At 55.4% G+C, this 26,030-nt stretch carries 14 protein-coding genes, 2 tRNA genes and 3 rRNA genes; 16 read left to right on the top strand and 3 right to left on the bottom strand.

Translation table 11 applies throughout. The features are described from left to right. Nucleotides 1-100: 100 nt before the first annotated feature. Complete coding sequence (gene lon, locus ACMHYW_RS11075) at nt 101-2,536, top strand: endopeptidase La (protein WP_414499955.1); 2,436 nt, start codon at nt 101-103, stop codon at nt 2,534-2,536. 76 nt (nt 2,537-2,612) lie between these two features. Here the strand turns inward: lon and ACMHYW_RS11070 are convergent, their stop codons facing one another. Next, the gene (locus ACMHYW_RS11070; protein WP_414499954.1) at nt 2,613-3,128 is read right to left on the bottom strand and encodes a hypothetical protein; all 516 of its coding nucleotides are present in this window, start codon (nt 3,126-3,128) and stop codon (nt 2,613-2,615) included. 440 nt (nt 3,129-3,568) lie between these two features. On the opposite strand from ACMHYW_RS11070, the gene ACMHYW_RS11065 reads away from it, so the two are divergent. The 5 genes from ACMHYW_RS11065 (at nt 3,569) to rrf (ending at nt 8,847) form a co-directional block, all read left to right on the top strand. Beyond that, nucleotides 3,569-5,105, top strand: a 16S ribosomal RNA gene (locus ACMHYW_RS11065). Nucleotides 5,106-5,212: 107 nt separating this feature from the next. Next, a tRNA-OTHER gene (locus tag ACMHYW_RS11060) sits at nt 5,213-5,288 on the top strand. A gap of 9 nt (nt 5,289-5,297) precedes the next feature. Further along, nucleotides 5,298-5,373: transfer RNA gene (locus ACMHYW_RS11055), tRNA-Ala, on the top strand. Between the two features lie 343 nt (nt 5,374-5,716). Then, a 23S ribosomal RNA gene (locus tag ACMHYW_RS11050) occupies nt 5,717-8,608 on the top strand. Between the two features lie 123 nt (nt 8,609-8,731). Continuing rightward, nucleotides 8,732-8,847: ribosomal RNA gene (gene rrf, locus ACMHYW_RS11045) — 5S ribosomal RNA — on the top strand. Together the 16S, 23S and 5S rRNA genes with 2 tRNA genes alongside form the textbook arrangement of a ribosomal RNA operon. 368 nt (nt 8,848-9,215) lie before the next feature. On the opposite strand, the gene ACMHYW_RS11040 is transcribed toward rrf, so the two are convergent. After that, nucleotides 9,216-9,344: a hypothetical protein gene (locus ACMHYW_RS11040; protein WP_414499953.1), complete on the bottom strand. Its 129-nt coding sequence runs from the start codon at nt 9,342-9,344 to the stop codon at nt 9,216-9,218. A gap of 706 nt (nt 9,345-10,050) precedes the next feature. Between ACMHYW_RS11040 and ACMHYW_RS11035 the strand changes: the two genes are divergently transcribed. The 3 genes from ACMHYW_RS11035 to ACMHYW_RS11025 are packed head-to-tail and all read left to right on the top strand — an operon-like array spanning nt 10,051 to nt 17,488. Continuing rightward, a complete protein-coding gene (locus ACMHYW_RS11035) occupies nt 10,051-11,244 on the top strand; it encodes an efflux RND transporter periplasmic adaptor subunit (protein ID WP_414499952.1) in 1,194 nt (397 codons plus the stop codon). Next, complete coding sequence (locus ACMHYW_RS11030; protein ID WP_414499951.1) at nt 11,241-14,372, top strand: efflux RND transporter permease subunit; 3,132 nt, start codon at nt 11,241-11,243, stop codon at nt 14,370-14,372. The genes ACMHYW_RS11035 and ACMHYW_RS11030 overlap by 4 nt, the downstream gene beginning before the upstream one ends. After that, nucleotides 14,369-17,488, top strand: a complete 3,120-nt coding sequence (locus tag ACMHYW_RS11025) for an efflux RND transporter permease subunit (RefSeq protein WP_414499950.1) — start codon at nt 14,369-14,371, stop codon at nt 17,486-17,488. The genes ACMHYW_RS11030 and ACMHYW_RS11025 overlap by 4 nt, the downstream gene beginning before the upstream one ends. 33 nt (nt 17,489-17,521) lie before the next feature. Here the strand turns inward: ACMHYW_RS11025 and ACMHYW_RS11020 are convergent, their stop codons facing one another. Next, the gene (locus ACMHYW_RS11020) at nt 17,522-18,409 is read right to left on the bottom strand and encodes a LysR family transcriptional regulator (RefSeq protein ID WP_414499949.1); all 888 of its coding nucleotides are present in this window, start codon (nt 18,407-18,409) and stop codon (nt 17,522-17,524) included. A gap of 740 nt (nt 18,410-19,149) precedes the next feature. Between ACMHYW_RS11020 and ACMHYW_RS11015 the strand changes: the two genes are divergently transcribed. The 7 genes from ACMHYW_RS11015 (at nt 19,150) to tssG (ending at nt 25,988) form a co-directional block, all read left to right on the top strand. Then, nucleotides 19,150-19,656, top strand: coding sequence for a hypothetical protein (locus ACMHYW_RS11015; RefSeq protein ID WP_414499948.1), 507 nt, complete (start codon nt 19,150-19,152; stop codon nt 19,654-19,656). A gap of 49 nt (nt 19,657-19,705) precedes the next feature. Then, nucleotides 19,706-20,458 (top strand): hypothetical protein, encoded by a 753-nt coding sequence (locus tag ACMHYW_RS11010; RefSeq protein ID WP_027705839.1) that lies wholly within the window; start codon nt 19,706-19,708, stop codon nt 20,456-20,458. A gap of 67 nt (nt 20,459-20,525) precedes the next feature. Next, complete coding sequence (gene tssB / locus ACMHYW_RS11005) at nt 20,526-21,059, top strand: type VI secretion system contractile sheath small subunit (RefSeq protein WP_414499947.1); 534 nt, start codon at nt 20,526-20,528, stop codon at nt 21,057-21,059. Nucleotides 21,060-21,078: 19 nt separating this feature from the next. After that, complete coding sequence (tssC, locus tag ACMHYW_RS11000) at nt 21,079-22,581, top strand: type VI secretion system contractile sheath large subunit (protein ID WP_027705841.1); 1,503 nt, start codon at nt 21,079-21,081, stop codon at nt 22,579-22,581. Between the two features lie 55 nt (nt 22,582-22,636). Continuing rightward, nucleotides 22,637-23,113 carry a type VI secretion system baseplate subunit TssE gene (tssE, locus tag ACMHYW_RS10995; RefSeq protein ID WP_027705842.1) on the top strand — a complete coding sequence of 159 codons (477 nt, stop codon included), beginning with the start codon at nt 22,637-22,639 and terminating at the stop codon, nt 23,111-23,113. Continuing rightward, on the top strand, nt 23,110-24,951 hold the full coding sequence (gene tssF / locus ACMHYW_RS10990; protein WP_414499946.1) for a type VI secretion system baseplate subunit TssF: 1,842 nt from the start codon (nt 23,110-23,112) through the stop codon (nt 24,949-24,951). Before tssE ends, tssF begins: the two co-directional genes overlap by 4 nt. Continuing rightward, nucleotides 24,915-25,988 (top strand): type VI secretion system baseplate subunit TssG, encoded by a 1,074-nt coding sequence (gene tssG / locus ACMHYW_RS10985; RefSeq protein ID WP_414499945.1) that lies wholly within the window; start codon nt 24,915-24,917, stop codon nt 25,986-25,988. The genes tssF and tssG overlap by 37 nt, the downstream gene beginning before the upstream one ends. Nucleotides 25,989-26,030: the final 42 nt, after the last annotated feature.

Here is a 26,030-nt window from a genome sequence, read left to right as displayed (position 1 = left end):
AACCGTGCCGTCGCCCTTATTGCATTAACCAATACCTGCCTTGAGGGTGGGGCGACTCTTGCTGTACGGCGGGAGTATGACGCACCGAGGACCAATACTCATGAGTGAACATGATTATTCGACGGATGACGATATCCGTAGACATGCCGCAGACGAAGCGGCCGAGCACGCCGCGCGTGACGCAACGGCCGCGGGGCAGAGTCATGTGATGGCGCCCGCGCGTGATCTGCTGCCGGAACGCCTGTACCTGCTGCCGATCAACAATCGGCCGTTTTTCCCTGCCCAAGTACAGCCGCTGATCATTAACCGCGAGCGCTGGCAGGACACCATGCAGAAGGTGGCAGAAACGGCCCACCACTGCGTTGGTCTTGCCTTCGTGGGGGAAGGGGACGGCAAGGTTCCTACCGACGACGAGTTCCCGATGATCGGTACGACGGTACGCGTGCACCGTTCAGAAGCCGAAGGCAATCAGATCCAGTTCATTGCACAGGGCTTGCGCCGCTTCCGCATCAAGCGTTGGATCACGCATACGCCGCCGTTCGAGGTCGAAGTCACCTACCCGCGCGAAGAGGTCGAGCGCGATGCTGACGAAACCCGAGCCTATGCGATGGCGATCATTAATGGCATCAAGGAGCTGTTGCCGATCAACCCGCTCTACGGTGAGGAGCTGAAGCACTACCTCAACCGCTTTAGCCCTAACGAACCAGGGCCAATGACCGACTTCGCGGCGGCCATCACTTCCGCAAAAGGTGAGGAGCTGCAACGAGCGCTCGAAACGCTGCCCGTGCTTGAGCGTATGCAGGTCGTGCTGCCGCTACTGCGCAAGGAACTGGACGTTGCCAAGCTGCAGAACGAGATCGCCCATCAAGTCAATGAACAGATGGAAGAACGCCAGCGTGAGTTCTTCCTGCGTGAGCAGCTCAAGGTCATTCAGAAAGAGCTGGGCATATCCAAAGGCGATCGTGAGAACGATGTCGATACGTTCCGCAGTCGCCTAGAGGGCAAGGTCGTGCCCGAAGCGGCGCAGAAGCGCATCGACGACGAACTTCACAAGCTGTCTATGCTGGAAACCGGGTCGCCGGAATACGGCACGACCCGCAACTATCTGGACTGGCTGACGGCGTTGCCGTGGGGGATTACCTCTGATGACCAGCTCGACCTCGGGCGCGCACGCACCATTCTTGACCGCGATCATGATGGTCTGACCGACGTCAAGGAACGCATTATCGAGTTCCTCGCGGAAGGTGCCTTCAAAGGTACGGTCGGTGGCTCAATCCTATTGTTGGTAGGGCCTCCCGGGGTAGGGAAAACCTCTATCGGCCGCTCGATCGCTGACGCACTGGGTCGTAAGTTCTACCGCTTCTCCGTAGGGGGAATGCGAGACGAAGCCGAAATCAAAGGGCATCGTCGTACCTATGTGGGTGCACTGCCGGGCAAACTGGTACAGGCGCTGAAAGATGTTGACGTGGAAAACCCCGTCATCATGCTGGATGAAGTCGACAAGATCGGCAGCTCCTATCAGGGTGACCCTGCTTCGGCATTGCTCGAAGTGCTTGATCCAGAACAGAACAGCGAGTTCATGGATCACTATCTGGACGTGAGGCTCGATCTTTCCAAAGTGCTGTTTGTCTGCACGGCCAACCAGCTCGATACGATCCCTGCACCGCTGTACGACAGGATGGAAACCATTCGCCTGTCCGGCTACATCGCAGAAGAGAAGATGCGGATTGCACGCCACCACCTGTGGCCGAAGCTGCTGGAGCGCGACCGGATTCCGAAGAAACGCATCAACCTGACCGATGCCGCCCTGCGACAGGTTATCGAAGGCTACGCGCGTGAGTCAGGCGTTCGCCAGTTGGAAAAACAGCTGCACCGCATTGTACGGAAGGCCGCCGTTAAACTGCTGGAAAGTGACGACGAAGTGGTCAAGGTGTCCGTCAACAACCTTGAGGAGTTCCTTGGAGCACCGTTCTTCCGCAAGGAGAAAGTGCTGAACGGCGTGGGTGTTGTTACCGGACTCGCATGGACCTCAATGGGCGGCGCGACACTGCCTATCGAAGCAGCACGCATTCACACGCTGACTCGCGGCTTCAAGCTGACAGGGCAGCTAGGGGAAGTTATGCAGGAATCGGCCAACATCGCCTACAGCTATGTCATGTCCAACCTCGACACCTACGACGTACCCCGTGAATGGTTCGATGAAGCGTTCGTGCATTTGCATGTGCCCGAAGGTGCCACACCGAAGGATGGTCCATCAGCTGGCGTCACTATGGCGACGGCACTACTGTCGCTGGCTAAAGGGAAAGGGATTCGCCCGCTGGCGATGACCGGCGAGTTGACCCTGACCGGACATGTCCTGCCTGTTGGTGGCATTCGTGAAAAGGTCATTGCCGCACGTCGCAGCGATATACACGAATTGATACTGCCCAAAGCGAACCAGCGCGACTTCGACGAACTGCCCGATTATCTCCGAGAAGGAATGACCGTGCATTTTGCGGGCCACTATCGTGACGTTGCACGCCACGTCTTCCACTGATCAGTGCTGAAATCGCGTGGACGCATTGCGCATATAGGCGAGTCTCCCCATAGGGGAGGCTCGTTTCTTTATGTCTTTAATGGCGAGTAAAGGTGAATATAACGGTGTGAATAAGAGAGTGGTAAGCGAAGATCATGCTGTCGACCACCGACCACCGACCACCGACCACCGACCACCGACCACCGACCACCGACCACCGACCACCGACCACCGACCACCGACCACCGACCACCGACCACCGACCACCGACCACCGACCACCGACCACCGACCACCGACCACCGACCACCGACCACCGACCACCGACCACCGACCACCGACCACCGACCACCGACCACCGACCACCAACCACCGACCACCAACCACCAACCACCAACCACCAACCACCAACCACCAACCACCAACCACCAACCACCAACCACCAACCACCAACCACCAACCACCAACCACCAACCACCAACCACCAACCACCAACCACCAACCACCAACCACCAACCACCAACCACCAACCACCAACCACCAACCACCAACCACCAACCACCAACCACCAACCACCAACCACCAACCACCAACCACCAACCACCAACCACCAACCACCAACCACCTGTTGAAAAAATATTCCGCCAATGCGGTTTGGCGTGAAATAAAAGCCACAAAGCCCTTGCCAACCCGGGGTGATCTCTGTAAAGTACGCCCTCGCTGCCAGGGAAAACGCCGGGTGGCACGGAAGCTAACCTCTTGTAGGTCTTCGTTTTTTCTTGAAGATGGTTCAGTTGAGATGGTTGTGTAATCTCCTGAAGCGATCGCCAAATCGGCGGTTGACAAATTCTTCAGAAAATGTAGAATGTGCTTCCACTTGCTGAGCAGCGAACGCCGCTCGCAAGACGCTCTTTAACAAGATGATCAGGCAATTTGTGTGGGTGCTTGAGGTTTTCGAAGTGAATCATCATTTCGAGCATCAAGTAACTCATCGATTCATGAGTTGTTTCGATACTCGAGCCGGATTGGTCACCTAATGACCAATGAAAGATTTAAACTGAAGAGTTTGATCATGGCTCAGATTGAACGCTGGCGGCAGGCCTAACACATGCAAGTCGAGCGGCAGCACGGGAAGCTTGCTTCCTGGTGGCGAGCGGCGGACGGGTGAGTAATGCATGGGAATCTGCCCGATAGTGGGGGATAACGTGTGGAAACGCACGCTAATACCGCATACGTCCTACGGGAGAAAGGAGGGGATCTTCGGACCTTTCGCTATCGGATGAGCCCATGTTGGATTAGCTAGTTGGTGAGGTAATGGCTCACCAAGGCAACGATCCATAGCTGGTCTGAGAGGATGATCAGCCACACTGGGACTGAGACACGGCCCAGACTCCTACGGGAGGCAGCAGTGGGGAATATTGGACAATGGGCGAAAGCCTGATCCAGCCATGCCGCGTGTGTGAAGAAGGCCTTAGGGTTGTAAAGCACTTTCAGTGGGGAAGAAAGCCTGAGACCTAATACGTTTCAGGAAGGACATCACCCACAGAAGAAGCACCGGCTAACTCCGTGCCAGCAGCCGCGGTAATACGGAGGGTGCGAGCGTTAATCGGAATTACTGGGCGTAAAGGGCGCGTAGGCGGTCTGTTAAGCCAGATGTGAAAGCCCCGGGCTTAACCTGGGAACAGCATTTGGAACTGGCAGACTTGAGTGCAGGAGAGGAAGGTAGAATTCCAGGTGTAGCGGTGAAATGCGTAGAGATCTGGAGGAATACCAGTGGCGAAGGCGGCCTTCTGGACTGACACTGACGCTGAGGCGCGAAAGCGTGGGTAGCAAACAGGATTAGATACCCTGGTAGTCCACGCCGTAAACGATGTCAACTAGCCGTTGGATCCCTTGAGGATTTAGTGGCGCAGCTAACGCACTAAGTTGACCGCCTGGGGAGTACGGTCGCAAGACTAAAACTCAAATGAATTGACGGGGCCCGCACAAGCGGTGGAGCATGTGGTTTAATTCGATGCAACGCGAAGAACCTTACCTACTCTTGACATCCAGAGAACTTTCCAGAGATGGATCGGTGCCTTCGGGAACTCTGAGACAGGTGCTGCATGGCTGTCGTCAGCTCGTGTTGTGAAATGTTGGGTTAAGTCCCGTAACGAGCGCAACCCCTATCCTTATTTGCCAGCGATTCGGTCGGGAACTCTAAGGAGACTGCCGGTGACAAACCGGAGGAAGGTGGGGACGACGTCAAGTCATCATGGCCCTTACGAGTAGGGCTACCACGTGCTACAATGGCGAGTACAGAGGGTTGCGAAGCGGCGACGTGAAGCTAATCCCAGAAAGCTCGCCTCAGTCCGGATCGGAGTCTGCAACTCGACTCCGTGAAGTCGGAATCGCTAGTAATCGCGAATCAGAATGTCGCGGTGAATACGTTCCCGGGCCTTGTACACACCGCCCGTCACACCATGGGAGTGGATTGCACCAGAAGTGGCTAGTTTAACCTTCGGGAAAACGGTTACCACGGTGTGGTTCATGACTGGGGTGAAGTCGTAACAAGGTAGCCGTAGGGAACCTGCGGCTGGATCACCTCCTTAAACGTAAAATGATCACCTCGTGATCTCAAGTGTCCACAACAAATTGCCTGATCGTAGTAGAGCGAAGTACTGCAGGGGATATTCCTGGCCGTGCGCAAGCAGTTGCCGGGTCTGTAGCTCAGTTGGTTAGAGCGCACCCTGATAAGGGTGAGGTCGGCAGTTCGAGTCTGCCCAGACCCACCATTATTATATGGGGCCATAGCTCAGCTGGGAGAGCGCCTGCCTTGCACGCAGGAGGTCAGGAGTTCGATCCTCCTTGGCTCCACCATCTGACTGTCTTGATGGCCGGTTCTCCAGTACTTAGTTTAGTGATCTAGCTTCTAGTCACGAACCAATCTTCATCACCTGATGATTGATTATTAGATGTCTTAATAGTCAACGATGCAGCGTGTGATGAATGTTGTTTCCTGACTGCAAGCTTCTTGCTCGCAGTATTGCTCTTTAACAATGTAAATCATGCTGATGCCAAGTCCAATGGAACGCCATCAGATTTTACTTCCTCGGAAGTATTATCCGATACGCTGTGACATTGGCAAATGAGATACGTCTCAAGCGTATCCGGCGAAAATTGTTTTCGTATGATCGTGATCTATGACTCTTTCGGGTTATATGGTCAAGCGATTAAGCGCACACGGTGGATGCCTAGGCAGCCAGAGGCGATGAAAGACGTGATAGCCTGCGATAAGCATCGGGGAGGTGGCAAATGACCTTTGATCCGGTGATCTCTGAATGGGAAACCCACCCGTCATAAGACGGGTATCCTTACCTGAATACATAGGGTATGGAGGCAAACCGGGAGAACTGAAACATCTAAGTACCCCGAGGAAAAGAAATCAACCGAGATTCCCCCAGTAGCGGCGAGCGACCGGGGACTAGCCCTTAAGTCTTAGTTGTATTAGCGGAAGTGTTTGGAAATGCACGCCATAGTGGGTGATAGCCCCGTACGCGAAAATGCAATTAAGGTGAAATCGAGTAGGTCGGAGCACGTGAAACTTTGACTGAACATGGGGGACCATCCTCCAGGCTAAATACTCCTGGCTGACCGATAGTGAACCAGTACCGTGAGGGAAAGGCGAAAAGAACCCCAGTGAGGGGAGTGAAATAGATCCTGAAACCGTGTGCGTACAAGCAGTGGGAGCAGACTTGTTCTGTGACTGCGTACCTTTTGTATAATGGGTCAGCGACTTATTCTCAGTAGCGAGCTTAACCGTATAGGGGAGGCGTAGGAAACCGAGTCTTAAATGGGCGACATAGTTGCTGGGAATAGACCCGAAACCGGGCGATCTATCCATGAGCAGGTTGAAGGTTGAGTAACATCAACTGGAGGACCGAACCGGGATCTGTTGAAAAGATTCGGATGACTTGTGGATCGGAGTGAAAGGCTAATCAAGCTCGGAGATAGCTGGTTCTCCTCGAAAGCTATTTAGGTAGCGCCTCATGTATCACCGCCGGGGGTAGAGCACTGTTTCGGCTAGGGGGTCATCCCGACTTACCAACCCGAGGCAAACTCCGAATACCGGTGAGTGCAGCATGGGAGACACACAGCGGGTGCTAACGTCCGTTGTGAAAAGGGAAACAACCCAGACCGTCAGCTAAGGTCCCAAAATCTTGGTTAAGTGGGAAACGATGTGGGAAGGCTCAGACAGCTAGGAGGTTGGCTTAGAAGCAGCCACCCTTTAAAGAAAGCGTAATAGCTCACTAGTCGAGTCGGCCTGCGCGGAAGATGTAACGGGGCTCAAACCAAGTACCGAAGCTACGGGTTCAACACCTAAGTGTTGAGCGGTAGAGGAGCGTTGTGTAAGCCTGCGAAGGTGTGCTGTAAGGCATGCTGGAGGTATCACAAGTGCGAATGCTGACATGAGTAACGATAAAGGGAGTGAAAACCTCCCTCGCCGGAAGACCAAGGTTTTCTGTTCGACGTTAATCGGAGCAGAGTGAGTCGGCCCCTAAGGCGAGGCCGAAAGGCGTAGTCGATGGGAAACAGGTTAATATTCCTGTACCAGACAGTACTGCGATGGGGTGACGGAGAAGGCTAGGTGAGCCAGGCGACGGTTGTCCTGGTGAAAGTATGTAGGCTGAGCAAGTAGGCAAATCCGCTTGCTTAAGGTCGAGATACGAGACGAACTGATTCCTCGGACTCAGGAAGTCATTGATGCCACGCTTCCAGGAAAAACCTCTAAGCTTCAGGTACTGTGTGACCGTACCCCAAACCGACACAGGTGGTCAGGTAGAGAATACCAAGGCGCTTGAGAGAACTCGGGTGAAGGAACTAGGCAAAATGGCACCGTAACTTCGGGAGAAGGTGCGCCGGCGTAAGGTGAAGAGACTCGCTCTCAGAGCCCCAACCGGTCGAAGATACCAGGTGGCTGCAACTGTTTATTAAAAACACAGCACTCTGCTAACGCGTGAGCGGACGTATAGGGTGTGACGCCTGCCCGGTGCCGGAAGGTTAATTGATGGTGTTAGGACTCGTCCGAAGCTCCTGATCGAAGCCCCGGTAAACGGCGGCCGTAACTATAACGGTCCTAAGGTAGCGAAATTCCTTGTCGGGTAAGTTCCGACCTGCACGAATGGCGTAATGATGGCCACACTGTCTCCACCCGAGACTCAGTGAAATTGAAATCGCTGTGAAGATGCAGTGTTCCCGCGGCTAGACGGAAAGACCCCGTGAACCTTTACTATAGCTTCACACTGGATGCTGATGTTGTCTGTGTAGGATAGCTGGGAGGCTTTGAAACTGTGACGCCAGTTGCAGTGGAGCCAACCTGAAATACCAGCCTGACATCATTGGCGTTCTAACTTGCTACCGTTATCCGGTAGAAGGACAGTGTGTGGTGGGTAGTTTGACTGGGGCGGTCTCCTCCCAAAGAGTAACGGAGGAGCACGAAGGTACCCTCAGTACGGTTGGAAACCGTGCAGTGAGTGCAAGAGCATAAGGGTGCTTGACTGCGAGACAGACACGTCGAGCAGGTACGAAAGTAGGTTCTAGTGATCCGGTGGTTCTGTATGGAAGGGCCATCGCTCAACGGATAAAAGGTACTCCGGGGATAACAGGCTGATACCGCCCAAGAGTTCACATCGACGGCGGTGTTTGGCACCTCGATGTCGGCTCATCACATCCTGGGGCTGAAGTCGGTCCCAAGGGTATGGCTGTTCGCCATTTAAAGTGGTACGCGAGCTGGGTTTAGAACGTCGTGAGACAGTTCGGTCCCTATCTGCCGTGGGCGTTGGAAGTTTGAGAAGAGCTGCTCCTAGTACGAGAGGACCGGAGTGGACGAACCTCTGGTGTTCCGGTTGTCACGCCAGTGGCATTGCCGGGTAGCTATGTTCGGACGGGATAACCGCTGAAAGCATCTAAGCGGGAAGCCCCTTCAAGATGAGACTTCCCTGGGGCCTTGAGCCCCTAAAGGACCCTCGAAGACTACGAGGTTGATAGGCACGGTGTGGAAGCGCAGTCAATGCGTTGAGCTAACGTGTACTAATGGTCCGTGAGGCTTGACCATATAACCCCAAAGGGTTATAGACACGATCCGAAAATAACGGATACGCAACGAGACGATCTCGGCCCAGCATGATTTACAGATTTAGGTAGCGGTGCCTTAGGCATCGAGACCGAACCGAATACGCTTGACGACCATAGCGAGCGGGTACCACCTGATCCCATGCCGAACTCAGAAGTGAAACCGCTCAGCGCCGATGGTAGTGTGGGGCTTCCCCATGTGAGAGTAGGTCATCGTCAAGCATCTCTACTGAATACCCCCGGCCAGCAATGGTCGGGGGTATTTGCTTTGGGGGTAGGGGAGGCAAGCGCAGGCCGAAGGCAATAACGGCAGTGCCAGTACCCAGACCCAGAGCCGTCACTCAAAAGCCGCAGATGAGCAAAAGAGAAGACAGAGAAGAAGGGCGGTAGCGTAACCGCGAAGCCCCTGCCTCCAAGACGACAGATACGTCAGCAGCCCACCGTTCACCTCACCCCCCAGCGCTGTCTGCAGATCGCTCATCTATCGAAACAGTCAAACACTAGATACCGTTATAAAAACACCCCGATGATGGCCTGAGCCGCGGATCATCGGGGGGTTTTGTTATCACAAGACGTCAAAACTGTAGCGTCTAGCGGTAGCGAGCGTACTCTGGCGTCCAGAAGTGTGCCTCAATGGGGTCCTTCAGGTGAGCGCTATCACGGCCTTCCGTTACGCTATCTTCAACGGTTTGCTGAGCGACGGCCTCGGCGATGCGCAAACTCGTGCTCCTTTTGGCCTTATCTTTTTAATGTTTATTCGCTTTCTGTAAATTCATTACTACAGTTGAGTGCACCCGAGCACTGTATCTATAGCTGTTTCCTTTCTTTCAACTGACCTGCTTTCATCGTGCTCTTAATACAACTGTTTCTATCAGACCTGTTGTTTTATGGCCGTATCAATAAAGCGCTGGTGTGAATGGACTCGGTCAGATGACGTTTTTACTGGCTCGTCAGCGGCAATATTTTTACTTCAATTACGCCGTATTTATTATTATACCGTTATCTTGCTGGTGGCTCAGAAAATTACGTCCGTAAGCAGGATCGTTATGCCCTTGAACAAGGGCTACTTATGAAAATGTAACTTTGCATCTGGCTTGCCGAATTATTTTTGATGGGACTAAGGTATGAAACTAGGTGCCTTCTGATCGGTCAAAAAAACGCCTTTGCAACGTTGCTTACGATAGCGACGGGACGTTCCGTTTCACTTTCATGATGTTGATCATCTTTCGATTGGTGGGGTATGTCATGATTAATTTCATAGTGGTGTGATGGAGTAAGGCTGCTGTTTTCACGGTGGCGAGGTCTGTGGTGAAGCATCGCAAGCGCCTTCCTGGGGAAAGCGCTGTGCGCCTCGGCCGATAACCCGTTGTAGGCCCGAGGCTTTTGAAAAATCATGCCGTTCATAGAAATCGTACGGAGTTGCTTGTGAGCAAAACGTCTTCTCATTCTGCGCCGCGCCGTAAAGGTCGCATTGGCGTTGTGTTGGTTATTGCCGCTCTCGCTATCGGGGGATACGGGTATTTTCATTACGGGAAGTCCCAGCCGCAGGAAGAGAAGACGGCGCGCAGTATTTCGGTGCTGTATGAAGAGGCTGTTCTGAAAGACATGCCTGTTGAGGTAAAAGCCTTAGGTACGCTGAGTGCCAATGCAACTGTGACGGTAACGAGCCGCATTGATGGTCAGTTGATGAAACTTCATTTCACTGATGGGCAGTATGTTCAGGAAGGGCAGCTGTTAGCCGAACTTGATACTCGCACCTATCAGGCCACAAAGGCGCAGTATGAAGGTCAGCTCGCCAAGGACAATGCTCAGCTGCGCAGTGAGAAGCGTAAGTACGAACGCTACCAACAGTTGTTCCAGAACGGTGCCATTTCTCGGCAGGATCTGGACACTCAGCGTGCATCTTCTGAAGGATACGAAGGCTCGATAAAAAGTGATCAAGCCCAGATTGCGGCAGCGGCGCTTAATATCAGCTTTGGACGCATCGTGGCTCCTATTAGTGGCTATACCGGTCTACACCAAGTCGATGTGGGGAACATGGTGCACTCTAGCGATACGACCGGCATCGTCACTATCACACAGACACAGCCCATGGCGCTCACTTTCAGTGTGCCTGAGCGCTACCTCTCTCAGATCATGGGGATGTTGCGCGACAGCAAAACAATGCCGGTTCAGGTCATGGATGCCTTCGGGCGTTCGGTACTGGCTCAGGGCGCAGTAAGCTATGCCAGCAACCAGATCGATATCAATACCGGCAGCATAAAGCTGAAAGCTTTGCTACCCAATACAGATAATCAGCTGTACCCCAATCAGTCCGTCAGCGTAACGCTACAGTTGGGAATGCTGCATAACGCGATCGTTGTGCCGACGGGGGCCGTGCAGTGGAATGATGACGGTAGCTTCGTTTATGTCATCGGCGATGGGGATCATATTCGCAAGGCCAGCATTGCTACGGGGCCGGTCAGCAACGGGTATACCGTCATTGACTCTGGTGTGCAGGCGGGCGAGCGCGTTGTCATCCAAGGCATCGACCGTTTGAGCGATGGTGTGAAGGTGTCGCCGCTTAAGCAGAGCGATGAGGCCGCTGCTAAGCCTGAGGCGCAGGATAAAAAGGCATGAATGTATCGACGCTCTTTATCCGTCGCCCGATAGCGACCTTGCTGCTGACCCTAGCAGCGCTGTGCTTGGGGGGCTTCTCGTACCGCTTGCTCTCGGTCTCGGCGCTGCCCCAGGTCGATTATCCTACGTTGCAGATCGTGACGCAGTACCCAGGGGCGGGGCCAGACGTCATGTCGACGACGGTGACGGCTCCCCTTGAGCGTGAGCTAGGGCAGATTTCGGGGCTGTCGCAGATGTACACCACCAGTAGCGGTGGAGCATCGGTCATTACGCTGACGTTCTCGCTTGAAACCTCGATGGATACGGCAGAGCAAGAGGTGCAAAGTGCACTGGATGCTGCCGAGGCTAACCTTCCTTCCGATCTTCCTTCTCGCCCCACGTATACCAAGGTTAATCCGACAGACACCGCAGTGTTGTCATTGGCTGCAACGTCATCTTCTTTGCCGTTGACCGAAGTGCAGGATGTCTTGAATAACCGCATTGCGCTGAAGCTGTCTCAGGTCAGCGGAGTGGGGTTGGTCAGTCTTGAAGGGGGGCAGCGTCCCTCTGTTGGCATCCAGATCGACCCCGTCAAGCTGGCTGCTCATGGCCTGACGATGGAAAATGTGCGTACCGCTGTGTCCAACAGCAACGTCAATGGCTCTAAGGGTGGTTTGGATGGGCCGGAGCATGCGATGACGCTGGCCGCCAATGATCAGTTGCAGAGTGCTGACGACTATGCGGGCATCGTACTGAAGTATGAAAACCAAAACGTTCTCAAGCTGGGTGACGTGGCGACACTCGCACGTGCGCCTGAGAACGAATATCTGTCGGCATGGGCCAACGGCCAGAAAGCCATCGTGGTCAATATTCAGCGCCAGCCTGGGGCCAATGTGATTGAGGTGGTTGACCGGGTCAAAGCACTGCTGCCTTCCTTACAGGCGTCGCTGCCGGCGTCTGTTCACCTTGATGTGATCAATGATCGTACTCAGACCATTCGTTCGTCCATTCACGATGTCGAAGTGGACTTGCTGTTGTCCATTGTGCTGGTGGTCGTGGTGTGTCTGGTCTTTCTGCGTACATTGGGGGCCACGCTGATCCCCGGTGTTGCAGTGCCTCTGTCGCTGATCGTGACGTTTGGGGTGATGTACCTCGCGGACTTTAGCCTGAATACACTGACGTTGATGGCACTGACGATTGCAACCGGGTTCGTTATCGATGATGCGATCGTCATGGTCGAAAACATTCAGCGCCGCATGGAGGATGAGGGGGAATCACCCATGCAGGCCGCCATCAATGGGGCCGGTCAGATTGGCTTCACCATTATCTCCCTGACGCTCTCGCTGGTGGCCGTGCTCATTCCTCTGCTGTTCATGGGGGACGTTGTTGGGCGTTTGTTCCGGGAGTTCTCCATTACGCTGGCGGTCGCCATTCTGGTGTCCATGGTGGTCTCGCTGACGTTGACGCCCATGCTGTGTGCCTGGCTGCTGCGCAAGCGCGAGATCACGCATCATGAAACGGCACGAAAAGGCATCATGGGGCGGCTGCTTGACTGGCCTATGGCACAGTTCGAGCGGTTGACGGCCGTCTATGACCGATCATTGCAATGGGTATTCGGGCATCAGCTAGCCACGCTGGCTGTCGCAGTGGGGTGTGTGGTATTGACGGGGATTATGTACGTCATTATTCCCAAAGGCTTTTTCCCCGCGCAGGATACGGGGTTGATCCGCGCGACAGTGGTGGCGCCGCAGGACGTTTCGTTTGCTGAAATGGAACGTCGCCAAGGGCGTGTGGTTGCACAGCTGTTGAAAGACCCCGCGGTGGAATCAGTAAGTTCAATCATTGGCGTTGATGGTACTAATGAGTCGCTCAACACTGGACGATTGCAGATTGCATTGCGCTCTTATGACGAGCGCGGTGAAAGTGCCGAACAGGTGGCGTCACGCTTGCGCGCACTGAATGATCAGCTGATGGGCGTCAAGGTCTGGTTTGCGCCAGGGCAGGATCTGAGTGTGGATGCGATCACTACGCCGCTGCCGTATCAGTTCACGCTAGACGCCGTCCAGCGCGAAACGCTGGCGCAGTGGATGCCGCGCTTGCGCGAAGCACTGCAGAAGCAACCAGCCATTCTGGATGTGACGGATAACCTGCAGAACAGTGCTCCCGTGCTGGCGTTGACCATTGATCGTGCGCAGGCAGCACGCTATGGCATCACTGTCGCTGATATTCAAAGTGCGCTCTACGATGCCTATGGGCAGCGCTTAATCTCGACGATCTTCACCCAGGCTAACCAGTATCGTGTGGTGCTGCGCGTGGCGTCAGCGTATCGACAGATGCCATCTGACCTCGAACATATTCGTCTGGCGGGTAGTACGACGGATACCAACGGCAATACCGTCATGGTGCCGCTAACGCAGCTGGTGAAGGTCGAGCAGCGCGTGGGCTACCAGCAGTACACTCGTTTGGATCAGTTGCCCGCCGTGACGGTGTCGTTTGCGCTGGCCGATGGCTACTCGCTTGAAGATGCTCAGGCGGCGATTCGCGCAGCGGCTACAGATATCGGTCTGCCGGAAACCTTATCGCTCAACTATCAAGGGGTCATGTCGGCCTTCAGCCATATCAGCGATAACATGCTGTGGTTGATCGTGGTGGCCGTGCTGACCATGTACGTTGTGCTGGGCGTGCTGTATGAAAGCTTCATCCATCCGATAACGATTTTGTCGACGCTGCCTTCAGCGGCCATCGGGGCTTTCTTGGCGCTGATGTTCACGGATACCGACTTCTCACTGATTGCATTGATCGGGTTGATTCTGTTGATCGGGATCGTGAAAAAGAATGCGATCATGTTGGTCGACTTTGCTCTTGAGGGCGAACGCCATATGGGCATGACGGCGCACGAGGCCATTCACCGCGCCTGCCTGCTGCGTTTTCGTCCAATTATGATGACGACGCTGGCGGCGCTGTTCGGTGCCTTGCCTTTGATGCTGGCCACGGGTACCGGTGGTGAGTTGCGCCGTCCGTTGGGGCTGGCCATCGTTGGTGGCCTCAGTCTGAGCCAGCTGCTGACGCTTTATACAACGCCTGTGATCTATCTGTTCTTCGACCGGATCGCTCAACGCTATCGTCGCGTTGAACAGGAGGCCGAATGAAAGGCGTAGCGCTCTTCATCACTCGCCCTGTCCTGACCATCCTCAGTAGCCTGTCAGTGCTGCTGCTGGGGCTGCTGGGTTTCTCTCTGATGCCGGTGTCGCCGCTGCCTCAGATCGACTTCCCCGTCATCATGGTGCGCGCTTCACTGTCTGGGGCAAGCCCTGAAACGATGTCGTCGTCCGTGGCGGCTCCGCTGGAGCGCGCGCTGGGCAAGATATCTGGCGTCAACGAGCTGACCTCGACCAGTAGTCAGGGCAGTACGCGCATCATCATGCAGTTCGATATGGATCGCGATGTCGATAGCGCCGCGCGTGACGTCCAGGCTGCGCTCAATGCTGCTCAAAGCTTGCTGCCGAGCGGTATGACCTCGCGTCCCAGCTATCAAAAGATGAACCCGAGCGGCGCTCCCATCATGATGCTGGCGTTGACATCCGACATCATGACGCAGCCTCAGCTCTACGACTTAGTGAACAGCGTGCTGCAGCCCAAGATGGCGCAGGTCAATGGGGTCGGGGGAACGTCGATCTACGGGGGCGCGGCACCCGGGATCAGGGTTGATATCGAACCGCTGCTGTTGGAACAGCAAGGCATAGCACTCACCACCGTCAAGAGTGCGATCAACAATGCGCTGCCGGATAAGCCTGTAGGCGTGCTGCAGGGCGACGAACGGCAGTGGTGGATTAGCACCAATGCCCAGCAAGTGGACGCGGTGAAGCTGCGGGATGTGATCGTCGCGTGGCACGATGGTGCTGCCGTGCGTTTGGGCGATGTAGCGCATGTGTATGACGGCGGGGAAACACTGTACAGCAACGGTTACTACAACGGGCGTCCGGCGGTCATCATCGGCGCGTCGCGTGCAGCAGGGGCCAATATCATTGAGACTGTCGAACGCCTCAAAGCGCTCACGCCTCAGCTCAAGGCCCTGATGCCGGAAGGCGTTCAGATCCACACGGTGTTGGATCGTTCCGGTGGCGTGCAGGAATCGCTGCGCGCCACCGAAGAAGCGCTACTGGCTTCTATCGTGCTGGTTGTCTTTATTGTCTATCTCTTTTTGCGCAACTGGCGGGCGGTGTTTATTCCCGCTTGTACGTTGCCGTTGTCTCTGGTGGGTACCTGCGCCATCACCTATCTGCTGGGGTACAGTCTCGACAACCTGTCACTCATGGCGATGATCATTGCCACGGGGTTCGTGGTCGACGATGCCATTGTGGTGCTCGAAAACGTCATTCGTCATCGCGAAATGGGAAAAGGGCGGTTGCAGGCGGCTATCGAAGGCGCGCGCGAAATTGGCTTTACCGTCATGGCGATGACTCTCTCGCTGATAGCGGTATTCCTCCCGATCCTGCTGAACTCCGACATGATCGGCAAGCTTTTCCGCGAGTTTGCGATGACCCTCTGCATCGCCTTGATTATCTCACTGCTGGTGTCGTTGACACTGACCCCGATGCTGTGCGCACGCTTGCTGAAGGATCCCGACCATTCCAAACCGCTGTACACGCGTCAGCGCACTCTGGCGCGTCTTCATGACATGGTGGTGCGTTTGGGGCAGGGGATGACCCACGGCTATATGCGTTCGTTGGGGTGGGCCTTAAAGCATCGCCGTCTGGTGCTGTGTGGTTTTCTGGGCACCATTGTGTTGATGGGCTATTTCGTGACCCGTGTCGAGAAGGAATTCTTCCCCTCGCAGGACACCGGCGTTCTGATGGGGCGTCTGCGTGCTGATCAGGCCACCTCATCACAGGCGCTGATTCCGATCGTCAATCAGTTCAATGAAGAGGTGCGAAAGGACCCCGCCATTGAACACGTGGTGTCATCGACGGGTAGCGGGGGCTTTGGTTCGCGTAATACCGCCAGCTACATCATCCAGCTCAAGCCGATCAGTGAGCGTGACGCGACGGCCGATCAGGTCGTGCAGCGTCTGACGGCGCGCTTGAGCAAGCTGAAACCGGGCGTCGAGTTCAACTTGCGCTCCATGCAAGACCTGATGTCGGGTGGGCGCAGTGCTAATGCGGCATACCAGTTCACTCTGCAATCCGATGATCTGGCTCTGCTGCGTGAATGGACGCCCAAGGTTGATGCTGCATTGAGAAAGCTGCCTTCGCTGACCGGGTTTGAAAACGACAGTACCGCTCGCGGACGAGAAGTACGGTTGATCGTCGATCGTACTCAAGCAGAGCGATACGGCGTCAATATGGCGGACATCGACGACTTCCTTGGCAATGCCTTCGGGCAGACCCAAGTGGCCACTCGTCATGAAGTGATGAATGAATACCATGTCATTATGGGACTGGCGCCTGCATGGACCGCAGAGCCCGAAGTGCTGGATATGCTGTCAGTCATCAACGATGACGGTCAACGCATTCCGCTGTCGGCATTCGCCCACATTGAAACGGGGAGTGCCGCGACGTCTGTTGATCATGAGGATCAGATGGCGACGATGGTGATCGCCTTCAACTTGGTGCCCGGTGTTACGCTCAATGACGTACAGGATGACATCCAGCAGACCATGACCAAGATAGGCCTGCCTGACAAGATCAAGTCGGGCTTCGGTGGTTCGCAGAAAATGTTCCAGCAGTCGTCATCGGCGTTGCCTCTGTTGCTGGTAGTGGCGTTACTGACAATGTACATCGTACTGGGCGTGCTGTATGAAAGCCTGGTCCATCCGCTGACGATTCTTTCAACGCTGCCTTCTGCTGGACTTGGCGCGCTGTTGTTGATCGACATCACGGGAACACGGCTGTCTCTGATCAGCTTTATCGGCATCCTGCTGTTGATGGGGATCGTCAAGAAGAACGCGATCATGCTGGTCGACTTTGCCCTTGCGCATCGTCGCCAGCAGCATATCTCCGAAGAGCGGGCGATCACGGAAGCCTGCCGCCAGCGTCTGCGTCCCATCATGATGACGTCGCTGGCGGCGTTCTGTGGTGCGCTGCCGTTGATGCTTGAAAGCGGCGGCAGTGCGGATCTACGGCGGCCGCTGGGTATTGCGATTGCGGGTGGGCTAGTGGTCAGCCAGTTGCTGACGCTCTACACAACGCCGGTCATTTATCTGTACATGGCGCGCTTCGAGCAGTGGTTGCTACGGCTTTGGCTGCGCATCCGCCCAGCACAGTAATGAACGAATGCCATCGCTGGTAGGCAGGGAGTGTTAGTTTGCTTGCTCGGCGATGGCGATCTCGCGTAGCAGTGCATCCATGTCATCCAGCAGGCCTTTGCGTTCGAGCAGCCCGACATTGAGAGCAGCCTGATAGTGCAGGCCGTGGTGATTCATGGACTGAATTACGCGGATAGGAACCGACTGTGCTATCTGCTGGCTATCAAGCCGCTCTGCGGCGATGCAGGCGCCGGGATGTTCCAGTACTTCGAGGATCGAGTGCAGCGAATCGTAATAGCTGATGGATTCGTGATCGGGAAAGTATTTGTGGATGTAGTGCGTCAGTACTTGGTTGACGCTTTCCGAGCAGGCCGGCAGAAAGAAGCTGCGTGGCAGAGTTGTGCGATGCTGCTCGCTGGTCATAAAGACGAGATCCTGCAGCGGGCGTGTGATGAGATGCCATTCCGGAAAGTGCAGGAAGGGGCGCAGGTCGCTGCTGGACAGGATGATGTCGAAATCTTGGCGTGAGCTCTCCTGATGGCGTAGATCGCTGGGAGACAGACGTGTCAGCATCACGCTGGACGAGCGTTCTGTCAGCACTAGCTTGTTCCATAGCGTGTGGGCGCGACCGCTCATCAGCGTACGGTAATAGCCGATCATGATCGTGGTATGGGGATGAAGCGGTGGATGCTGATCAAGTCGCTCCTTGGTACGATCCATGGCCGAAAAAATATCGTTGGCCAGCGTGAGCAGGTGCCGCGAACGCTCAGTTTCCTTGAACATGCCGTTATGACGAACGAATAAGCGCTCGCCAATGAATTCGTCGATTTCCTTCAGTGTCTTCGAAACGTTGGAGGTGGTCGTATTGAGGCTGTGCGCCGCTTCGGACAGCTTTCCGTAGCGGGCAATGGCCGTCAGTATGCGAAGGTGCTTGATGGTCATTCTGCGGTCGATGTAGCCCTTTAAGCCACTGAACCTCTGGGGGCGTGCTGTGCTCATAAGCGCTCGTTATCCTGGCCGTTATGACGTGTAAAAGCTGACCATGCCAACGCGATATGGCGTGATGGTCTGCCTTTCAATGGGCTGGCAGTAAGAGATGGGGTGCGTTGTTGCTTCCTCCGTCTTTAAGATAGCAGTGATCATGGAAACGTCGAGTTGACGCTTCCTTACCGTGGTGGCCAGTAATGGCGGATTATTTGTTATCGTTATGGTAATGAGTGAGGCGGTGAGATGCCCTTTATGGGCCTGCGTGGTGTGTACGTTAAATGCGCTTGACAACAATACCTGAGCAAAATGATAAGAAATAAGTATGAAGTGTATGCTCAGCGTGTTTTATCGTTGTTTATTATGTCTGGTGCATGATGGATGAATCTAATCGCAACGTATGTGGTGTAGCATTGCGGTGCGATGACGCATTCATAACCCATTGATAATGAATGGTGCATGATGGGCGATATGGAAAAGATGTTGGTTTCTTCATTTTCAACCTTTACAAACCATATCGCATTTTGTCTTAATTACCGTTCTTGGAAAAAAATGAACAAGAAAAGGTATCTGGACGATAACCTAACAGCACGCCATTTCAAGGCAGAGTCCTGAAGATCTATCTGGTAGAATAAACCGGAAGTATTATGGTGGTGCATTATTCAAAGTAGCGGATGCTGTTTGCGAAACGGGCTTCCATGTCGTTATGGCATGGCCTGATGCGCTTCGACATAGGTTTTTTTGGGGGTAAACGAGGCATGAATGCCCGCTTTATAACTGCTATTACTGCGTGCGTACTTTTCCTGTCCGGTTGTGCCGGTCATGACAAGCCCGCAGAGCAGACCATCACGTATGACCCCGTCATGCGCTTCAAAGGTACGCTGGCGTGCAGCGACTGCACGGCTATCGGTGCCGATCTCTCCCTTTATCAGGATATTCAGACCGGTGAGCCTAAGGGCTATGTTCTGAATGAAACTCATGTCGACGCGCCTGGCGGCAACTTTACGTCTACCTCATGGGGTGACTGGTCCAAGGACCTTCAACCGCAGCCGCCGGTCTATCGCCTTGTCGTCAAGTCTTCCACTGTCCGTACCACCGAACGCGCCTTCGAATTGAAGGGGGACGTTTTGAGTCCGTTGGAAGATCACGACAGCGAGCATGCACATGAGCTCAGGCGAATGGCTCCCTTGGCACCCGTGAAGTAGAGACTCGCCTGAGAAGATGACTCAGTGCGTGAGACATAGAGGCATGCTCATGACGACGCAAACATTTGACGTTGAATCCTTCATTCGCTTGCGCAAGCAGACGCGTGCCGTATCGGACATGCTGCGGCAGCAGGCATCGGACTATCTGTCGACGCTCTCACTGCTGATCAATCCTCAGCGCGTTTTCGGTGAATTCCTGCAAGGGGCACCTCGCGGCAGCACTCGGGAAAGCCAGCACGCCTTCAAAGAATTCAAGACGCTCTACGAACAGATCGCTATGACGGCACCCTTTGGACTCATCAACGAGCTGGAAGTGCCGCTGGATCTGATGAATACCCGTCCGGTGTTGTACCCCTACGAATACGACCGCCGGGTCGAAGGGCTGCGTCAGCCCGTTCGCATTCTGAACCCCGCCCGCTGGGTTGTGGGTTTCGAAGGATTCGAACTAGCACGCTTCCGTCGCTTGATGCGCGATCCCAACCGCAGCAATGCCGAACTGCACCGTTTCGTAGTGCACTATCTGATGCTGTTCTTCTGCATCAATCGCACGGCAGGGCTAGGGCGGTTGCTGTTGGGACTGCGTTTCCCTATCGGCTTCGAGCGCGTCCGCGAATTTGGTGACCTTCCTCTTTGCGTACTGGGATCACCGCTGAAGTCTCGTCTGCCCAGCGATGACATGATTCGCAACAGCACTGAAATAGCGGGCAACAATGCCTTCGAAGAGCTGGTCGATGAAAGTGCCATCGAGTCCATCGAAGACGAGCTAAAGCTTAGGCTGCAACGGGTCGTCGCATCGCTGTGATGCGGTACCCTCATGAATTCAAAAACATATATAACCACGCTTTATCCGTAATGAGGTCTGTGACGCTATGGCTAGAGAAAGTACACAGCAGAAATTGAGCCGCGTACGTGCACCGCGCGTACACATCACTTATGACGTGGAAGTCGGGGATGCACGGGAACAGAAAGAACTGCCTTTCGTTGTCGGTGTGGTAGGGGACTACGCTGGCAACCCGCTGACGCCGCCGCCGAAACTCAAGGACCGCAAGTTCGTCAGCATCGACCGTGACAATTTCAATAGCGTCCTGAAAGGCACCAAGCCGCGCCTGACGTACCGCGTTAACAACACGCTGACCAATGACGGTACGCAGCTGCCGATCGAACTCAACTTCACGTCGCTCGAAGACTTCGAGCCGCAGAACGTGGTCAAGCAGGTTGAACCGCTGCGCAAGCTGCTTGAAGTTCGCAACAAGCTGGCAGACCTGCGCAACAAGATGGGCGGCAACGACAAGCTCGAAGAGCTGCTGATGGACGTGCTGCAGAATCCTGAAAAGCTTCGCACGCTGGGCGCAGAATTCGGTAGCGAAGCAGCCGTTGGCGATACGGATCAAGAACAGGACTGATTGAGAGAGGATTATCCGCATGAGTGACAAGGAACAGCAGGTTCACGTCGAAACCCTCGATGCCGAACCGGAAGTCTTTGCCCCACCGGCGTCGCTGCTGGACAGCATCATCTCCGAAAGCCGTGTCGCACGTTCTGAGACCGAACGCGAGCGTACTCGCGATCTGATCGGTGAGTTGGTCTCTCAGGTGCTGGAAGGTGAAGTGACCCCCAGCAAGGACCTGATCGCTGTGTTGGATGCGCGTATCGCCGATATCGATGCGCTGTTGTCCGAGCAGATGAACGAAGTCATGCACGCCAACGAGTTCCAACAGATGGAAGCCTCGTGGCGCGGTCTGAAATACCTCGTGGATCAGACCGAAACCGGCACCAGCATGAAGATCCAGATGCTGAACGCCTCCAAAAAAGAACTGATTCGTGACTTCAAGTCGGCCTCCGAGTTTGACCAGAGCGCGCTGTTCAAGAAAGTCTACGAAGAAGAGTACGGCACCTTCGGTGGTGCGCCGTTCGGCATGCTGATCGGTGATTACGAGTTCTCTCGTTCTCCAGAAGATATGTACCTGCTGGAAGAGGCTTCCCACGTGGCGGCTGCCGCTCACGCGCCGTTCATTTCGGCGGCGTCTCCGGAGCTGTTCGGCTGGGATAGTTTCACCGACATGGCTGGGCCGCGTGATCTGTCGAAGATCTTCGATACGGTCGAATACGCCAAGTGGAAGTCCTTCCGCAATTCCGAAGATTCTCGCTATGTCGGCCTGACCTGCCCGCACGTACTGGGTCGTCTGCCCTACGGGCCGGAAACCACCCCTGTCGAAGAGTTCAACTTCGTCGAAAACACCGATGGTCGCGATCACAACAAGTACCTGTGGATGAACGCTGCGTATGCGCTGGGTGCTCGTGTGACCGATGCGTTTGCCAAGTACGGCTGGTGTGTCGCTATTCGTGGTGTTGAGGGTGGTGGTCTGGTTGAAGGGCTGCCGACGCACACATTCGAGACGGATGACGGCGAAGTGGCGCTCAAGTGCCCGACTGAAATCGCGATCACCGATCGTCGTGAGAAAGAGCTGTCCGACTTGGGCTTCATTCCGCTCGTGCACTGCAAGGGCACCGACTACGCCGCCTTCTTTGGTACGCAGTCCACGCAGAAGCAGAAGTCCTACAACACCGACTTGGCCAACGCCAATGCTCGCCTGTCCGCGCAGCTGCAGTACATCTTTGCGACGTCACGCATTGCGCATTACATGAAAGCGATTATGCGCGACAAGACTGGTAGCTTTGCATCTCGCAAGCAGGTTGAGCAGGAACTGAACACGTGGTTGTCCCAGTACGTACTGCTGGACGACAGCGCGAGTCAGGAAGCCAAGGCACAGTATCCGCTGCGTGAAGCGCGCGTCGAAGTGGCTGAAGTACCGGGTAAACCGGGCGTCTATAAAGCCGTGACGTATTTGCGTCCTCACTATCAGCTCGACGAGCTGACGGCGTCTCTGCGTCTGGTGGCTGAGCTGCCGCAAGGGGCGCGTAGCTAATGAGGGAGTGGGGGCGCAGTGCAGGACATGCTGATCGTGCGAGAAGGGGATATTCATGACTCGTCGACTGGTACCTACGCTGCTTGATCGTCTACTGGACGATACCCCGCATCAGCGAGTGGAGGCCCAACCGTGGCGCCTCTGCTCGCTGGACGATTACAAGCAGAGCGTGGTGCGTGACCTAGAAGTCATGGTCAATACGCGCCGCGAGCTGCTGTCGGAGTCGCTCGATTTCTATCCCGCGCTGCAGGGATCTGTTCTGGAGTACGGCCTGCCCGATTTCATCGGCAAGGGCGTGCACAGTACGGAAGACCGTCAGCTCATCCAGCGCCAGCTGGAACTGGCGATTGAGCGCGGGGATCATCGGTTTCGCAACGTGCGAGTCATTCTGGCCGACGAGACTAAGCAGTCGCGCATGCTGCGCTTTCGGGTCGAGGCGTTGCTGGTGCTGGTAGATGTCACGCGACCGATTTCGTTCGATGCCGTACTGCAGGTCAATACGCAAGAATACAAGGTACAGAATCTCTCATGATGCTGGACGATCTGCTTCCTTATTACGAGCGGGAAATGTCGCATCTGCGTTTTCTCGGGCAGGAATTCGCACGCGAATACCCGAAGATCGCGGCGCGTCTTCAACTCGAAGAAGACAACTGCGAAGATCCGCACGTCGAACGCATGATCGAGGCCTTTGCCTTTCTATCGGCGCGCATTCATCGCAAGCTGGACGATGACTTTCCCGAAATCGTTCAGGCCTTTCTGGAGGTGCTGTATCCGCACTACCTGAGGCCTACGCCTTCACTTTCGATTGTGGAATTCGACCCCGGTGCCAACAGCAACCTGACGGCGCGCTACGATGTGCCGCGCCACACCGAACTTCAGTCTCACCCTGTTGATGGCATGGTCTGCCGGTTCCGTACCTGCTACGACGTGACGCTGTGGCCGCTGCGCATGGCGCGCTCGGAGTTCTCGCTGCTGGAACGCTCGGTCTTTAACGGCCACGACAAGGACTGGGTGGCGCAGCTGTCGCTACAGTTTGAGACCTTCCAGAACGTTCAACTGGGCAAGCTCGGGCTTGATCGTCTGCGGCTGTTCATCGACGGTGAAAGCACGTTGATGCATCACCTGTACGAGCTGCTGTTCAACAACGTGGCGCGTGTATCGGTCTTCGTCCATGACGGGCAGCGCGAGCGTGAAATCCGCTTGCCGCCCGATGCACTGAAGCCAGTAGGTTTCCAGCCGGACGAAGGGCTGATCGACTACAGCGAGCGTTCCTTTATCGGCTATCGCCTGTTGCACGAGTACTTCACCTTCCCTGACAAATTCATGTTCGTGGACATCACTGGGCTGGAGCGGGCGCTCAGCGGTATCAATGCCCAACGTTTTGAGATCCGGCTGGCGTTTTCGGATTACGAGCAGGGCGATCGTCTGGTGCGTCTGGCGCAGAACGTCAATCGCAACACGTTCCGCTTGGGTTGCACGCCAATCGCCAACCTGTTCCCGCAGCGCGCAGAGCCCATCAAGCTGACTCATACACGGCCTGAATATGCGGTCATTCCCGATGTGCGTCATCAGCATGGGGTCGAAATCATTTCTATCGACCGTGTCATTCGGGTGAAGAAGACGGGGCGCAATGATGAGCTAAGCGTGTGTCATCCCTTCTTCGAGCCGCGCGGCAGCGATATGGAGCGCAATCACCAGAGCTATTGGTTGATGCGTCGCGTACCGACCGCGCGGGAAACAGTTGAAGGAACCGATTTGTATCTGCGCTTGGTCGATCGTGAGCTTGAGCTGTTAGAAGCGTCGAGCGATACGCTGAGCCTGACGCTGACCTGCAGCAACCGCGATTTGCCTCAGATGATGTCGTTCGGTAACGCGCACGGTGATTTCTCTCTGAGCCAAACACAGGTGGTGTCGGCAATTCGGTGCCTGCGCAAGCCGACCGAATCGGTACGTGCGCCGCTGGGCAAGGGGATGATCTGGCGGTTGGTGTCTCACCTGTCGCTGAACCATATGTCGCTGACTTCCCGTGGGCGAGAAGCGCTACTGGAGATGCTGTCGCTGTACAACTACCGCGACACGCTGGCCACGCGCAAGCAGATCAACGGGATCACCGATATCGCCAGTGCCCCCACGCTGACGCGCATCGGGCACCCGCGTCCCAACTTCGTTCGCGGTACCGCCATCACGCTGGAAATGGATGAAAGCCAGTTCACGGGGAGCGGCATTTTCCTGTTTGGCATGGTGCTGGATCATTTCTTCGGGCAGTACTGCTCGGTCAACAGTTTCACGCAGCTGACGCTTAGAAGTCGGCAACGAGAAAGGAGTGTCGTGACATGGTCACCCAGGTCAGGGGAACTGCCCCTGGTCTGATCGACCAGGCGCGCGCAGAGCCTTATCGGTTCAGCTTCTTTCAGCTGGTCAGGCTGCTGCGACTGTATTACAGCCGAGCGGGGCGCATGGACCCCGAAATTCGGCCTCATGATGATCCGCTGCGTTTTCGCACATTGCTGTCGCTGGGATTTCCGGCCAGCGAGGTGCACGACCTCGATTTCGAGAACCCGCAGCGGCAGTCAGCGTGGGGTGAAGCGCTGACCTCTATCGAGGTCACCTTCTTGGGGTTGGTCGGGCCGTCCGGCGTACTGCCGCGGCCGTATACCGAGATGCTGATCGACCGGCATATCCAGTACCGCGATGACGGTGCACATGCCTTTATGGACATGTTCTCCCATCGCATGACCGCGCTGTTCTACGAAGCGTGGCAGAAGTATCGCTTTCATATCGAATACGAGCGCCATGGCAGCGCTGACGTTGAGACCTATTTGCTCAACCTGCTGGGGTTCGCGCCGTCGCAGGTGAAGCAGCTTAAAACGCCTGCCTCGGGTTCGGTTCGGCGTGAGCTGTTCGGATTCTTCTCCGGCATGCTGACGCAGCGCCCGCGCAACCGCCTCAATCTGGAGGCGATGCTCGGGTTCTATTTCGAAGTACCTTGCAAGGTCAGACCCTTCTGCGGGCAGTGGTTGGATGTGCCGCGGGAACAGCGTACTCGGTTGGGGGGACAGCATGCACGGCTAGGACAGTCGGCCATGCTGGGACGTCGAGTATGGGATTACCAGTCGTGCGTCAGGATTGAGGTGGGGCCACTTGATCTCGACCAGTTCCAGCGTTTTATGCCTGATCAGCCTGCGCATGCAGAGCTGGTATCGCTAGCCCGTCTGTATCTGGGGGTGGAATGCGATATCGGGATTGAGCTGGCGCTGGCCGCTGAGCACATTCCGGCACCGCGCTTGGGCGCGCAGGTCGGTAACGTGAGACTGGGCTGGTTGGGCTGGCTGAAAAACAAGACGCGCGCTGGTCAGCAGGACGGACGCGCGACATTCAGGATTTCCTTTGACGGAGCTACATCGTGAATCTCAAATCACTGTTCGCCAAGCTCAATGACACAACCCGCG

The organism is Zymobacter sp. IVIA_12111.31 C1, from assembly GCF_047495495.1.
In the GTDB taxonomy this organism is placed as follows: domain Bacteria; phylum Pseudomonadota; class Gammaproteobacteria; order Pseudomonadales; family Halomonadaceae; genus Zymobacter.
The sequence above is the reverse complement of the archived record's forward strand: the minus strand, read 5'-3'. Positions and strand labels throughout refer to the sequence as shown.

Excerpts from the sequence above, each read along its gene's own strand:
- lon (WP_414499955.1), top strand. The coding sequence starts at position 101 with ATGAGTGAACATGATTATTCGACGGATGACGATATCCGTAGACATGCC.
- ACMHYW_RS11030 (WP_414499951.1), top strand. The coding sequence starts at position 11,241 with ATGAATGTATCGACGCTCTTTATCCGTCGCCCGATAGCGACCTTGCTG.
- ACMHYW_RS11025 (WP_414499950.1), top strand. The coding sequence starts at position 14,369 with ATGAAAGGCGTAGCGCTCTTCATCACTCGCCCTGTCCTGACCATCCTC.
- ACMHYW_RS11020 (WP_414499949.1), bottom strand. The coding sequence starts at position 18,409 with ATGACCATCAAGCACCTTCGCATACTGACGGCCATTGCCCGCTACGGA.
- ACMHYW_RS11015 (WP_414499948.1), top strand. The coding sequence starts at position 19,150 with ATGTCGTTATGGCATGGCCTGATGCGCTTCGACATAGGTTTTTTTGGG.
- ACMHYW_RS11010 (WP_027705839.1), top strand. The coding sequence starts at position 19,706 with ATGACGACGCAAACATTTGACGTTGAATCCTTCATTCGCTTGCGCAAG.
- tssB (WP_414499947.1), top strand. The coding sequence starts at position 20,526 with ATGGCTAGAGAAAGTACACAGCAGAAATTGAGCCGCGTACGTGCACCG.
- tssC (WP_027705841.1), top strand. The coding sequence starts at position 21,079 with ATGAGTGACAAGGAACAGCAGGTTCACGTCGAAACCCTCGATGCCGAA.
- tssE (WP_027705842.1), top strand. The coding sequence starts at position 22,637 with ATGACTCGTCGACTGGTACCTACGCTGCTTGATCGTCTACTGGACGAT.
- tssF (WP_414499946.1), top strand. The coding sequence starts at position 23,110 with ATGATGCTGGACGATCTGCTTCCTTATTACGAGCGGGAAATGTCGCAT.
- tssG (WP_414499945.1), top strand. The coding sequence starts at position 24,915 with ATGGTCACCCAGGTCAGGGGAACTGCCCCTGGTCTGATCGACCAGGCG.